This is a genomic window from Chroococcidiopsis thermalis PCC 7203 (genome assembly GCF_000317125.1).
GTDB lineage: Bacteria > Cyanobacteriota > Cyanobacteriia > Cyanobacteriales > Chroococcidiopsidaceae > Chroococcidiopsis > Chroococcidiopsis thermalis.
The window spans coordinates 2,564,752-2,577,547 of sequence record NC_019695.1 but is presented as its reverse complement, the minus strand read 5'-3'; the positions used below and the strand labels follow the sequence as shown (position 1 = coordinate 2,577,547).

At 44.4% G+C, this 12,796-nt stretch carries 12 protein-coding genes; 5 read left to right on the top strand and 7 right to left on the bottom strand.

Going from position 1 to position 12,796, the window contains the following annotated elements; translation table 11 throughout:
- Positions 1 to 69 precede the first annotated feature (69 nt).
- Together CHRO_RS11300 and CHRO_RS11295 are read right to left on the bottom strand one after the other, a co-directional pair.
- Complete coding sequence (locus CHRO_RS11300; protein WP_015154340.1) at positions 70 to 2,313, bottom strand: GumC family protein; 2,244 nt, start codon at positions 2,311 to 2,313, stop codon at positions 70 to 72.
- A 39-nt stretch (positions 2,314 to 2,352) separates the two neighbouring features.
- Positions 2,353 to 3,444: a glycosyltransferase gene (locus tag CHRO_RS11295; RefSeq protein ID WP_015154339.1), complete on the bottom strand. Its 1,092-nt coding sequence runs from the start codon at positions 3,442 to 3,444 to the stop codon at positions 2,353 to 2,355.
- A 785-nt stretch (positions 3,445 to 4,229) separates the two neighbouring features.
- Here CHRO_RS11295 and CHRO_RS11290 point away from each other — a divergent pair.
- On the top strand, positions 4,230 to 4,655 hold the full coding sequence (locus tag CHRO_RS11290) for a DUF1824 family protein (RefSeq protein ID WP_015154338.1): 426 nt from the start codon (positions 4,230 to 4,232) through the stop codon (positions 4,653 to 4,655).
- On the opposite strand, the gene CHRO_RS32055 is transcribed toward CHRO_RS11290, so the two are convergent.
- The gene (locus tag CHRO_RS32055; RefSeq protein ID WP_181824314.1) at positions 4,632 to 4,814 is read right to left on the bottom strand and encodes a hypothetical protein; all 183 of its coding nucleotides are present in this window, start codon (positions 4,812 to 4,814) and stop codon (positions 4,632 to 4,634) included. The genes CHRO_RS11290 and CHRO_RS32055 overlap by 24 nt on opposite strands.
- 56 nt (positions 4,815 to 4,870) lie before the next feature.
- Here CHRO_RS32055 and CHRO_RS11285 point away from each other — a divergent pair, with 56 nt between their 5' ends.
- The 3 genes from CHRO_RS11285 (at position 4,871) to CHRO_RS11275 (ending at position 9,070) form a co-directional block, all read left to right on the top strand.
- Complete coding sequence (locus tag CHRO_RS11285) at positions 4,871 to 5,470, top strand: pseudouridine synthase (protein ID WP_015154337.1); 600 nt, start codon at positions 4,871 to 4,873, stop codon at positions 5,468 to 5,470.
- Between the two features lie 290 nt (positions 5,471 to 5,760).
- Positions 5,761 to 7,815: a serine/threonine phosphatase gene (locus tag CHRO_RS11280; protein ID WP_015154336.1), complete on the top strand. Its 2,055-nt coding sequence runs from the start codon at positions 5,761 to 5,763 to the stop codon at positions 7,813 to 7,815.
- Positions 7,816 to 7,819: 4 nt separating this feature from the next.
- Positions 7,820 to 9,070 carry a protein kinase domain-containing protein gene (locus CHRO_RS11275; RefSeq protein ID WP_015154335.1) on the top strand — a complete coding sequence of 417 codons (1,251 nt, stop codon included), beginning with the start codon at positions 7,820 to 7,822 and terminating at the stop codon, positions 9,068 to 9,070.
- Positions 9,071 to 9,197: 127 nt separating this feature from the next.
- On the opposite strand, the gene CHRO_RS11270 is transcribed toward CHRO_RS11275, so the two are convergent.
- The 3 genes from CHRO_RS11270 to CHRO_RS11260 all read right to left on the bottom strand — a co-directional run bounded on the left by CHRO_RS11270 (position 9,198) and on the right by CHRO_RS11260 (position 10,827).
- Positions 9,198 to 9,416 (bottom strand): DUF4327 family protein, encoded by a 219-nt coding sequence (locus CHRO_RS11270; RefSeq protein WP_015154334.1) that lies wholly within the window; start codon positions 9,414 to 9,416, stop codon positions 9,198 to 9,200.
- A gap of 326 nt (positions 9,417 to 9,742) precedes the next feature.
- A complete protein-coding gene (locus CHRO_RS11265) occupies positions 9,743 to 10,303 on the bottom strand; it encodes a Uma2 family endonuclease (RefSeq protein WP_015154333.1) in 561 nt (186 codons plus the stop codon).
- Positions 10,304 to 10,578: 275 nt separating this feature from the next.
- Positions 10,579 to 10,827 (bottom strand): type II toxin-antitoxin system ParD family antitoxin, encoded by a 249-nt coding sequence (locus tag CHRO_RS11260; protein WP_015154332.1) that lies wholly within the window; start codon positions 10,825 to 10,827, stop codon positions 10,579 to 10,581.
- Positions 10,828 to 11,228: 401 nt separating this feature from the next.
- Between CHRO_RS11260 and CHRO_RS11255 the strand changes: the two genes are divergently transcribed.
- Positions 11,229 to 11,660: a tetratricopeptide repeat protein gene (locus CHRO_RS11255; protein ID WP_219336132.1), complete on the top strand. Its 432-nt coding sequence runs from the start codon at positions 11,229 to 11,231 to the stop codon at positions 11,658 to 11,660.
- A gap of 108 nt (positions 11,661 to 11,768) precedes the next feature.
- Here CHRO_RS11255 and CHRO_RS11250 read toward each other — a convergent pair whose 3' ends face one another.
- Positions 11,769 to 12,569 (bottom strand): hypothetical protein, encoded by an 801-nt coding sequence (locus CHRO_RS11250; RefSeq protein WP_015154330.1) that lies wholly within the window; start codon positions 12,567 to 12,569, stop codon positions 11,769 to 11,771.
- Positions 12,570 to 12,796 lie beyond the last annotated feature (227 nt).

Below are 12,796 nucleotides of genomic sequence, written 5' to 3'. Positions count from 1 at the left end.
GAATTGGTAATGGGTAGTTGGTAATTGGTAGTTGGTTGTTAATTACCATCAACTATCAACCATCAACTATTAACCATTTCCCCAAACTTTTTTCAGCTCAACTCCTTGTTCTCTAGAGTAGGCTCCATAGCCATAAGAAACGTTACTCACGCCATTTGCCACCACTCCAATCACGTTAAGCTTTCTCAGCATAGCGTTGGCTTGTACTAACTCTGTCTTCTTCACCATGCCAACGCGAGAAACTAGCACGACACCAGTACAGCAAGAAGCAGCAATCATCGCATCTACCATACCCAGTAAAGGTGGAGCATCGAGTAAAATCAAATCGTAATTTTGCTCGAATCCTGCCATCAACTCTCGCATTCTTTGCGAGCTGAGTAGGTTGGCTGGGTCTTCTGGCTGTGGTCCAGCAGTCAAAATGTCTATGTAGGAGCCAGAAGACTGAATTGCATTATGAATCGGCAGCGTGGCATCGCTGCTCAACAAGGTAGACAGTCCGTAATCGTTGGGCAAATTCAGGATTTGATGTAAACTCGGACGGCGCAAGTCGGTATCGATCAACAACACACGCTGATGTAGCCGTGCCGCACTTAAAGCTAGACCCAAGGCTAAAGTAGATTTACCCTCACCTGCTACGGCGGAAGTTACCACCAAAGATTTGAATGCAGCCATTTCGTTCATCAACTGGAGATTGCGATAAATCAAATCCAGCGATTCCCATGATGGGGGCCAATTTCGTACTTGTACCGTCCAGGGCGACAGATGCAGCGGCTTGCCAAAAGGCAAACTGACTTCTGGTTGTGCCACTCTGCCTCTGGGCAATTCTGGAGTCATTCCCAGCAAGGGTAGCTCGAATTGTCTCTCCAAGTCTTCGGAACTGTGGACGGAATCATCGACGGCATCGCGCAAGAAGGCGGCTAAACTACCCAGCATCAACCCCGCAACTAGACCCAACAACAAGTTCAGCTTCAAGTTGGGACCAACTTTCAATCCTAGACGTGGTTCTTCCAAAGCTTGCCAGTCAAATCCACCTCTAGCAATTTCTAAACTTAATTCTTGCTGCGCTCTCAACAGCTGCTGGAGTTTATCGCGATTAATTTGGACGAAGGGAACTAGACGGTTGTATTCTGCCAATAGCACTGGGAAGCGCTTGAGATCGCTACGTAGCTTCTGCTGTGTTTGCGCTAGACTGTTATCCCGCGCCCGCATCGCATTCATGTTTGTCTGTACTTCGATCAATTGACCTGCAAGGTTGAGGTCGAGCGCTCCTAATTGTCCTTGCTGGAGAATACCATCTGCCGCATTACCAGCTGCTGCTGCTTGGGATGCTTGTCCCTCACCCAGAACTCGTCCGCCTTCCTGCTTCATCATGCTCAGCAGGTTTTGCCGTTGTTCGAGTAATTTTTTCACGTTAGGGTCTTCATCGGTGAAGACAACCCGCCGCTGTGATAGGGCGAGTTCCGTTCTCTGCAACTCGTTGAGTAGGGTTTGATAGCGCGATGATTGGCTCAAGCGGGAAGCAACTAGCGCTTGTTGCGGAGAACGAGCGAGTTGCTGTTGCAGTTGACCGTAGCGTGCTTGCAAGTCATTATACTGGGCGCGGATGACTTCGCGTTCCTGCGCGATCGCATTTAACGAGTTATTGACTGTCGCCGCTTGTTGCTCTGGATCGATCAGGTTATTATTTTTGCGAAACTCTTCTAATTTATTCTCTGCTTGATCGACTGTTTTAGTCACGGCAGGGATTTGTTCGTTAATAAACTTCAAACCCTTTTTCAACCGCTGCTCTTGTTGTTCGCGATTATAAATTTGATAAACTGTATGGACGGCTTTCAGGACTTTTTGTGCTTTAATCGGATCGTTTGCTGTATAAGTCGCCTCGACGATCTTAGTATTGGCTTTTTCTTCAACAACTTGTTTTAGTACTAAGTTTTTCTTCACCTCCGCCACTGTAAGCGTAGGATATTCGGAGCGGAGAATATCGACTGCCCTTTGAATCAGCAGCGAACTACGCATGACGTTAATTTGCGTGGCATAGTCGTCAATCGTGACTCCAGAATCAGCATACTGCTCGCCTTGTCTCGGGGTCGTGCCATCTTTCTTCCCCTGATAATTCGGCTCGATCAGTAACTGCATCTCGCTCTGATATGTAGGCTTGGAGATTAAGGTAAACACAGTGGCAATTGTCAACACCGCTCCCATAACCCCCAGCAGCCAGTAGCGACGGCGCATCAAAACTGCTAACAACTGCCCGTAACCACCGTCTGATTCTTCGACGGTCATGGGCATATTACTTTCATTTACTCTAACCATGCCTAGCACTCCAAACAGTCTACAACGATCCTAATGAACTTATGCAATGCTACTCACCGTATCGGCGATCGCCCGTTCAACTTTGCTAAAAAACGCTTGTTCTGAAAAATGACTCAGGGCGTGATGGCGAATTTTGCCGTAGTCCCACTGAATTTCTTTGGCAGCAAGCAAAGCATTTTGGATTGCATCTGGCGATTGTCTGTAAAAGAATACTCCTGTATGTCCTGGAATTTGAGTGTCTATGACTCCTCCCGCGCCATAAGCAATCACGGGCGTACCGCTGGCATTTGCTTCTACTGGTACTAGCCCATAATCTTCTAAAGCCGCAACAACAACAGAGCAAGCTTTTGACATTAAATATTTTCGTTCGGCATCGCTGACATGTCCTAAAAATCTGACGTTCTTCAGCGCTTTTGACTCTAGCCGTTGGCGTTCTGGTCCATCGCCAATGATGACTAAAGGTAATCCCAGCCAGTTAAATGCTTCCACAATTACGTCAATTCGTTTGTAACTGATTAGACGAGCTGAAGCTAAATAAAAATTTTCCTTGTCATTAGAAAAAGTAAAGTTACCGCTATTAATTGGGTAGTTAATCACCAGTGCTGGTTTGCTATAGTGCTGGTTAATTCGCCGAGCTACGATACTAGAGTTAGCGATATAAAGGTCGGGTTCTTGAGCATAAATTCGGTCAACCTCTCGCATTTTGCGAAAGATCATTTCAATTAACGGATAGAAATAATGATAGTCCCCATACTCTCTCAAGTAAGTTTTTGTATCCCACAAAAACCGAGTCACGTTATGGCAAAAGCAAATGTGTTGCGCTCCCTTCCTCTTCTTCACAGCTTTAGCAAAGCTACTGCTGCTACTAATAATGAGGTCGTAATCCTGCAAATCCAGAGAGCGAAAAGCAGGGAAATAGAGAGGAGCCAGCATTCGGAAATATTTTGCTGCACCTGGGATTTTTTGTAATCCTGTCGTGTGAACTATACGGTTACCTAAATCGACAGTTTGTTCGGGATCGTATACAGAAGTAAAGATGTCTGCCTCGGGATAGCGTTGACAAAGCAGTTCAAAAACTCGCTCTGCGCCACCTCTTTGCGTTAGATAATCGTGAACTAGGGCTATCTTCATGAAAAAATAATAGAAGTTTATTTAGTAGAGTCAAACTTTAGGAACAGGCATTATTACAATTCATCTGTTGAATCCGCGAACGTACAAATCACTATGTCTCCAGAGATAGTACTTGTTGGTAGGCGCTGGCATTTGCGTAGATACACTGAAAATATAGGTAAACAGAAATTATTATACTCAACTTGTTATCGAGAACCGATGGAATCGCATACCTAGCTGAGAAAATTTACCTAAACTTTAAATAATTGAGCAATGGAAGCACTAGCAAAAAATGAATCTTATTCGAGGGAGAATCGCAGTTCGCGTTCTGCATTCAATTGGACTTGACGCATTCACAGAGGAATTAGTTGCATTGAATACAGGATTCACAACGTATTGGCAGAATTACTGAAACTAAAATCGGGGTTCATGCTTTGCTCATATTTTTCGGTCAATCCAAATCGAATCTATAAGTTGGGTAGAATCGTTGACATCAAGCGAACTCAACTGAGGTAACAGTTCGTACCGAGTTGGAAAAGCCAGTAAATTATGACTTTCCGTATGCTAGGATGAGAAACTAAACTTTAAATCAAATTCGCAATTGGCAAGAGTTTAGCCTTGACCAATCGATTATAGGTCTAGTTCTAGGCAATGTTTTGAAAATAGTTTGGAATCAGCTTGCCTATTCTTTAGAAGTTACTTCAGGCTGTAAATTATTCCCTCCGTGTTGCTTGGCATAGACTGTTCTACTATGGCAACAAGCAGAGCTTCAGGCGTTATTTCATGCATCTCATGCATCGCTGCTTATGTCTCAGCCACTTTCGGATCGTTTCGCGATCGCCTCAGCCCAAAAATTACTGGAAACTTTCAGTTGTTTGGAAGTTAAACCGGTAGAATCGGCAGCAGAAGCCGCCCAGTTGCAACAAGCATTAATACTACTAAGCACGCAAGCAGATTTCGTCAACTTCGGAATTTGTGCCGACACGCCAGAGCAGGGGCTAGCAGCATTAGCATCCTATGCCAAAGCTTTAGGATATACAGTCGCCATCGCTCCTCATGATTTAGCTGCGGCGATCGCTCCAGTATATATTAAATTTAACGGTCAAAGACAGACGTACTACCTCGACTCCTACACGGGTACGTATCGCGGCGTGCTGGTATCCTATCATTCATTGGTAGAAGAATCAGTCAACGGTACTTACGGTTATTTACCGTTGGATTTGTTTCAGTGACCAGTTATCAGTTATCAGTAAGAGCGTGAAGGGTGAGTGGGTAATGGGTAATGGGTAATGGGTAGTTGGTGGTTGACAGTTCTTGCTCCCTTGCCCCTCTGCTCCCTTGCCCCTCTGCTTCCTTGTCCCCCTTGTCTCCCTTCGCCCCCTAATCCCCACTCCCTTCGGTCGTGGGGAAGAGCGAGTTCCCCCTTGTCTCCCTTGTCCCCTCTACAATGGGTAAATACCGATACATTTTGTTTAATAAACCCTACGGGGTGTTGAGCCAGTTTAGCGATGGCGATCGCGCTGGCGAACGGCGCACGCTTAAAGATTACATTCCCATTCCCAAAGTTTATCCTGTCGGTCGCCTCGACTGGGATAGCGAGGGATTGATGCTACTAACCGATCGCGGACAACTTCAACATCGACTTGCCGATCCTAAATTTGGACATAGCCGCACTTATTGGGCGCAAGTAGAACGAATTCCAAATGCATCAGCGATTCAGCAGTTAGAACAAGGAGTGATAATTGAGAATTATCGAACTCGACCAGCCAAAGTTAAACTGCTAGAACCCGAACCAACCTTACCACCAAGAAATCCGCCAATTCGCGATCGCAAAAGCGTGCCTACAGCATGGTTAGAACTAGTCTTGACAGAAGGTAAAAACCGCCAAGTAAGGCGAATGACAGCGAAAGTAGGATTTCCCACCTTACGCTTAATAAGAGTGGCGATCGCTCACCTACACATAGGAGATCTGCCACCCGGTCAATGGCGCGATTTGACTTCTCAGGAACTGGAATTACTTTTAAAAAGTGTAGGGTGTGGGATGTAGGGACAAGGAGGACAAGAAGACTTGGGGGAATTTAGATATATTCTTCTCATTCTGGCTCCTGACTCCTGACTCCTGACTCCTGTTCGCTAATAACTGATAACTGCTAAGCTGAACAAAGTATTGATTTTTTAAGCCTCGTAGCTCTACTTGGGTATATCCTGCTATTATCTATAGCTCGAACTATTCCTGAGTAGGGAAAAGTGACTTGTGATGACTTGGATGGGTAGCCAGTTTTCTGCCGTCATCGGGGTTAAAACGGCTCCTAAAATGGGAAGACAAGGAAGTTAAAGATGCTGATTTGCCCCCAGTGTCAGAGCGAAAATGCCAATACCAACAAGTTTTGTCAAGGTTGTGGTACTCCCCTGACCTTCAAGTTTTGTCCTGAGTGCGGGACTCAGGTGGCTTTAAATGCAAAATTATGCCACAACTGCGGCGCTCAAACGGGGACGGTGTGGTGGGCGATCGTGATGGGAGTTGTAGAGACGCAGGAAGGTTCGCCTGTTAGCAACTCAGGAGTCGTAGAAGTGCTGGACGTAGCAGGAGAACCAAAAACTGTAGAATCGCTCCCCAGCAGTATATCTCAGCAGAAATCAGAGGGAACTGCACCGCCTGCTCCCTTGGCTCTCTCACTTACCACTCACCACTCACCACTCACCACTTCTGCTTTACCAGCAGGAGCTTATTTAGATCTACAGCAGCGCTATCAGTTGCTCGATCCGTTGGAAATGCCTTTGAATCCAAGCGATCGCGTAGAGACGCAAGTGAGAGTCCTAGACTGCCAGCCATTTCAACTATCGCCCTTAGAAGCAGGCGCAAACGTGATGGTGGCGCAATCAATTCCCGCGATCGCCAAAACCTACATTGCCCTCAACTCTAGATTTGGGGAAAAATATCGTCAAAAGCTACCGAAAATCCACGATGCTTGGCAGCAGGGAAACCAGCAAGTGATCCTGATTGCCGATCGCTCCGATTGGCAAGACCTAATGCAGATGTGGCACGAACGCAGCACGACTCCAATACAGATTATGCAGTGGTTTGAGGATATGGTACGGCTGTGGCACGAACTGGAGCCTTGGCATTGTCGCCAAAGTCTATTGGAGCTATCTAACTTGCGCGTGGATGCGACTGGGAGTCTTGGATTGCAACGCTTGTATCCCGATCCACCTCAAGAAAATTTAACCTTGCAAGATTTGGGGCAGATTTGGCAGCAGTTATTTCAAGAATCTCAACGCACTAAATTTGGTTCCTTGGTAGAGCTATTGTTGGATTTAACTGCGGGCGACATCCAGACAACAGATGAGCTACAATCGCGCCTGCAAGCTACGAGTAGTGAATTACAATTAGATGCGATCGACGCACCTTATTCTCCTTCAGTATTGAATACACAGGAGGCAGCTGCCGATCGAGGAAAAGTTGGAGTAACTTTAAATAACTCTGCTGCACCAACTGTTATTCAAATGAACGAATCTCAAGAGAATTTTATGAAAAGCGAGGAGTTACCGACTTTAGTGCTGCCAATGCATTTGGTTAGCATTGAGGATGCGGGTAACACTGATGTCGGTCGTCAAAGGCATCATAACGAGGATTGTTTTGGTATCATCACCAAAGTTGATAAATACGTGTTTCCTAGCGATCGCACGATTGAGGCACAAGGTATTTATATTCTTTGTGATGGCATGGGCGGACACGCTGGCGGTGAGGTAGCCAGTGCGTTAGCAGTGAAGAAGCTACAAGAATACTTTCACGCTAATTGGCAACCGTACCAAGCTTTACCCAATGAAGCTTCCATCCGCGAGGCAATTCGCATTGCCAATCAAGGAATTTTTGACCTCAACCAGCAGGATGCCCGTTCGGGTGTCGGACGGATGGGAACGACTTTGGTACTCGTTCTCGTCCGCAACAATCAAATGACTGTAGCTCACGTTGGCGATAGCCGTCTCTATAGCTTCAGCCGCAAGCGCGGATTAGAGCAAGTCACCTTGGATCATGAAGTGGGACAGCGAGAGATTCTGCGGGGCGTGGAACCAGCGATCGCCTATGCCCGTCCTGATGCATACCAGCTGACACAAGCATTGGGTCCAAGGGACGAAAATTATGTCAATCCTGATGTCAGCTTTGTGGAATTGAATGAAGACACTCTGTTGATATTAGTATCGGATGGAGTTTCAGATAATGGGCTACTAGAGCAACATTGGGAAACCCATATCGAACCATTACTTAACACGGGCGCTAGCTTAGAACGAGGTGTGAGCGAATTGATTGAATTAGCTAATCAGTACAACGGGCATGACAATATTACCGTTGTCTTAGTACGGCTGAAAGTGCGCCCGAAGTTGGAGCATTAATCGTGTGGTCACGCTATATCTGCTACATCCAGAACAATCCAAACCCCTGCAACAATGGCAATTCGAGGATGCGTCAATCGTCCGTATCGGTCGCGCCCCTGACAACGATGTAGTTTTGGCAGATCCCCTAGTTTCCCGCCATCATTTACTGCTCCAGCGGCAAAATGGAGAAGATTCATCGAGTCATGTTTGGCAGCTGATCAATCAGGGGACGAATGGGACTTTTCTGGATGGCGTGTTAGTCTCCCAAAGCGCGATCGTCGATGGGTCGATAATTCAACTAGCAAAAGGCGGACCTACTCTCAGGTTTCAATTTCAATCTCCCAGTACCAGAGCGGGGGAGCAGGGGGGCAAGCGAGCAGGGGAGAAGACTTGCACTCATGATGGTAATTCGCCACAGAACCTATTCTGCATTCACTGCGGTCAGCCCCTTTCAGTACAGCAAACGATTCACCAGTATCAAGTGCTACGTATTTTAGGACAGGGAGGAATGGGAACGACATATCTTGCTTGGAATCCCAGCCAGAAAAAGCCTCTGGGGAACAATTCAACTCGCAAGTCTCAACCTCAATTACTCGTCCTGAAGGAAATGAATGCTGAAATTGCCAAGGTTGCCAAGGCTCAAGAACTGTTTGAGCGGGAAGCTAATGCCCTGAAGCATCTAAACCATGTAGGAATTCCCAAATATTACGATTTTTTCGTCGAAGATGGGAAGAAATACTTAGCGATGGAACTAATTCACGGTCAAAATTTAGAACAGATAATTTATAAATACGGTCCTGTCACCCCAGCAAAAGCGATTGGTTGGATGCTGCAAGCGTGTGAAATTTTAGACTACATTCACAGCCAAGAGCCACCGCTAATTCACCGCGATATTAAACCCGCTAATTTGATGTTGCGATCGCTCGATCATCGGATTGTGGTGCTAGATTTTGGTGCGGTAAAAACGGGTGGAACCGCTTTTGTGACGCGGATTGGGGCTGAGGGATATTGCGCTCCCGAACAAGAACGCGGACATCCATTAATTCAGTCTGACCTTTACGCGATCGGACCTACTTTAATTTTTTTGTTAACAGGTGAAGCGCCGTATAAATTTTATCGTCCTAGTAGTAAAGGTTATCAATTTCAGTTGGATAGCATCCCAACTGTCACTCCCGAATTGCAGGCTGTCATCACACGGGTGACAGAGACTAAACCTAGCGATCGCTATGCCACGGCTAAAGAACTGGCAATAGCACTGAGCGAGTGTCACTGATTTAGGATGCACGTACAAAATAAGTCCGTTGGCGCAGACTGGATAGTAAGGTAGCCTACGCAGGTAGGCTTTGTTTGTATGCGCCTCAGACCTAATCGTCTGAGGGCAAATTTCATTGCGGACAGATCTATTCTTCGTCCCAAGCTTCTACCGATAGCAGTTCGCTGACGGGATCTTGCATGGAAAAGCCGAAATCCGTTAATTCCTGCTTCCAATAAGACCATTCATTACCAAATACGAGGGCAATCTTCCAGATACTATCTGTTGGTCTAACAATTTTGGATTCTACGAGCGAACGGATCTGGTGCTGGAACTTCACCATTGGGTGAATAACAGGCTGAGCCATAAGTTTTACTTAGATTTTCGATTGAGTTTGCTAAATACCTAACCTGAAACGCTTCCGAATTTTGATTAACACCGATGCGTGGAGTTTTTCTTCGGCGCAGAAGCAATTCTCTACTCTTGTACTCTACCACAAATGATTTGGCAAGTACCTTGACAATTGTTATTGGTTCGGGAATTACTACTGTGCCAGTTGAGTAACTGGAATGCAGGGAAGTGAAATTGGACGCTAAAAGCGATTGGGTTTTCTTAGCTATGTAAAATATGATAACAATAATTGCTGCTCTGTGATGCAGTACGGTTAATTAGTATTAGGCGATCGCCCCCAACTTAGACAAAAATTCGCTGTAAATTTAACACGAAACCGGGCAGCACATCTTCACCAGATAAAGTTAAAGGAGCTAGCAAAACTTCTACCGGTTGTCCCAGACGATAGATTTCAACTTGACGATCTTGAGGATTAATTAACCAACCCAAACGCGCACCATTATCCATATATTCCTGCATTTTAATTTGCAGATCTTCCAGAGCATCAGTGGGGGAGCGCAACTCGACTACAAAGTCAGGACATAGGGGAACGTAACCATCTTGCTGCTGTTGGCTCAAAGCATCCCAGCGCCGTCTTTCTACCCAAGAGGCATCAGGAGAACGTTTTGCACCATTTGGCAGCACGAACAAGACGTTGGAATCAAATCCTTCTCCCAAATTCAAGTTTGCTTCTACCCATGTATCTAATTGTCCAGTTATACTCCGATTCTTGCGGCTAGATGTTCCTCCTGTGGGTGGCACAACAATTAAATCTCCTGCTGCCGTTTGTTCAAAATTCCACTCTGGATTAGCTCGAACGATGCGATCGAACTCTGCATCCGAGAGTTTTAATGAATTTATCATCAGGCTGCTGTTCATTGCTGTGTTAAATCTACAGGCAATTCTTTTAATTCAAATGTATCATTGACTGGCGATCGCAGAATTCTAGTTTTGTTCGGTTGCGATCGCGTATTCTTTTTATATGCGATCGCAATTCTTTCTATGAAACTTGCTATATTTAGCTACAAGGGCAAACTGATAAAACCTCACCTCAATTATTTTCTCTCATATCATCGTCCAAAATTGCTTCAATATCTCTGGCACTATGAATGACTCGAAGAATTTCGATTCCTGAGTCACTAGTTAGTAATTCTCTCACGCACGGTTTGGCGAATGTCTTGCCAATCTTGAGCAGTAATCGGAGTTTCTTGACCAGAGGCTAGACCCTCCAATAATAAAGCTTCCAAACGCTCTTGGGCTTTACGCTCTCGATCTTGGCGCACTAATTCGCGAAAATACTCGCTAATTGTACTATAGCTACCGTTTGCTACTTGTTCTTCAACATAGGCTCGCATAGCATCAGGTAATGAGATATTGATGCTTTTCACAAGATTCCCCTAATTAACTTCTCTCTATATTTTGACAATTCTTGCCATTTCTTGTCACTACATATTTTTAGGCACGATCGTCATTAAGTACTCTTTAAGCAACTTGCTACATTGAACTGCAAACGCGAGTTGATAAGAAGCCACTGTTGTAGCAGAGTGCGATCGCACCTTCTCTGTAGAATGCATCTTTTTCTTAAACAAGTATTAAGTATTGAAGTCTCTTCCCGTAGAATTACTGAATTATGACTTTGTAATTGGTAAATAGATTGAATCTCTCCGTAAAATTGCGCTTGAGTAACCCCAGAAGGTAGCGTTAAATAGCTATGTCAGGGTGCTAAATCTACTTAAGTGCAAATACTTTGTAATTAATAGTAATGGAGGCGATCGCTCTTACATGAGAAGTGGGTAATTTAGAGCTATCCTTTACCCACGGTTTTTATATGCCTAAAAGACGAATCGAACGGATAGCTGCTGTTATATCAATTGTCTCATTCGGTGGCTCGATGATTTTTGGAGCTGTGCAGGCTGTTAGTAGCGGGTTGAATCAGGCTGAAGTCATTCCTCAGCCAACTGCTGCGGCTAAGCCATCTCCGGTATCGTTACCAAATTCAAAAATGCAAGCTCAAGCACGGGAGTATGAAATTGTTCTAAAAAGCGAACCAAATAATCAAATTGCGTTAGAAGGATTAGTGGATGTTAGACTTCAGATGCAAGATCGTCAAGCTGCTATACAACCTTTGGAAAAGCTAGTTAAACTTAATCCCAGCAAACAAGAGTATAAAACTTTATTAGCTCAAGTAAAGCAGGAGGTTAGTAAAAAAGTTAAAAGTTAAAAGGCAAAAGTTAAAAAAGTAAATTTCATAGACATTAGTATTTTTAGATGCTGCAAAGGTAAAAGTTAGATTGTATAATAGCTCCATCCTCAACGTATTTAGAAGTATTTAATCTTTTTGAGGAAGTTGAACTGATAATCCTCCTTGAGGTGTAACGGTTACTCGTCCTCCTAAAGCCTGAATTTTACTTATTGCTAATTTGCGAGTGCGATCGTCGATCGCGTTGTTAAAAACCATTACCCATGCACTAACTTTAGCCGATTTACTTAAAGGATTTGTTTCTAGGAATTTAGCTGTTTGACGAGAAATAGCAAGGACGCTTTTGCTTTCTTCATCTGAATAGTGACTTGCCCAATTTGCTGCTATTTCAAATGATTTTTTTGCAGATGTGGCGTTATCCGTAAATAATAATTCGTTCATTCCTTTGTAACGCCAGACGTAGTAAGATTTAGGGGGAAATTGAGCCGACATATGTTTTAATCCTTTTTCCATCAAGGCTATTGTTCTTTCTGGCATTCCAGCATACATAGTTGTACTACCTGAAAGGAAAGGGTAAGCATGGAGAAAATAAGGATCGCGATTGATGACGACTTCAAAAAATTCGGGACTGAGGCTATAACCAGTTTTATCGCGAACTGTGTCATCGCCGAAATAAATCAGAAAGTTAATGAACGTCCAATTAGAGACTAAGTTATTAAATCCAAAGCTAGGTAGTTTACGTAAGACTTGGAGACGTTGTTTTTCTACTTCTAGCTCTTGATTGAGTTGTGCTACTGAGTTATTTTGTGCTTTGCTAGTCAGTTTGTTTAGCTGGGGTAACTGTAAAGCACTAATTGCGATCGCGCTTAATATGATTGCGATCGGCGTGCCTGGAAATCGAGTTAGGTTCTGACGAGGTGAAGTAATCATTTTTACTTGGTTTTCAGTAATTAAGTTTATATATTTAGATCTGTTTTAGCACAAATATTAAAGTTTTAAACTTATGGAGCTGATTGTTAAATCGTGTTGTGGCTGGAGATACTACAGCTCTATCTAAAAGTTATGTAAACAGAATTGATAAACGCGATCGTTCCTCGCACAGAAATGGGTAGCTTAAAAATGTTCCTTTTGTAGAGCCTATCTGAAAGACTAATAGA

Excerpts from the sequence above, each read along its gene's own strand:
- CHRO_RS11285 (WP_015154337.1), top strand. The coding sequence starts at position 4,871 with ATGGGTAAATACCGATACATTTTGTTTAATAAACCCTACGGGGTGTTG.
- CHRO_RS11280 (WP_015154336.1), top strand. The coding sequence starts at position 5,761 with ATGCTGATTTGCCCCCAGTGTCAGAGCGAAAATGCCAATACCAACAAG.
- CHRO_RS11300 (WP_015154340.1), bottom strand. The coding sequence starts at position 2,313 with ATGGTTAGAGTAAATGAAAGTAATATGCCCATGACCGTCGAAGAATCA.
- CHRO_RS11270 (WP_015154334.1), bottom strand. The coding sequence starts at position 9,416 with ATGGCTCAGCCTGTTATTCACCCAATGGTGAAGTTCCAGCACCAGATC.
- CHRO_RS11265 (WP_015154333.1), bottom strand. The coding sequence starts at position 10,303 with ATGATAAATTCATTAAAACTCTCGGATGCAGAGTTCGATCGCATCGTT.
- CHRO_RS11250 (WP_015154330.1), bottom strand. The coding sequence starts at position 12,569 with ATGATTACTTCACCTCGTCAGAACCTAACTCGATTTCCAGGCACGCCG.
- CHRO_RS11290 (WP_015154338.1), top strand. The coding sequence starts at position 4,230 with ATGTCTCAGCCACTTTCGGATCGTTTCGCGATCGCCTCAGCCCAAAAA.
- CHRO_RS11295 (WP_015154339.1), bottom strand. The coding sequence starts at position 3,444 with ATGAAGATAGCCCTAGTTCACGATTATCTAACGCAAAGAGGTGGCGCA.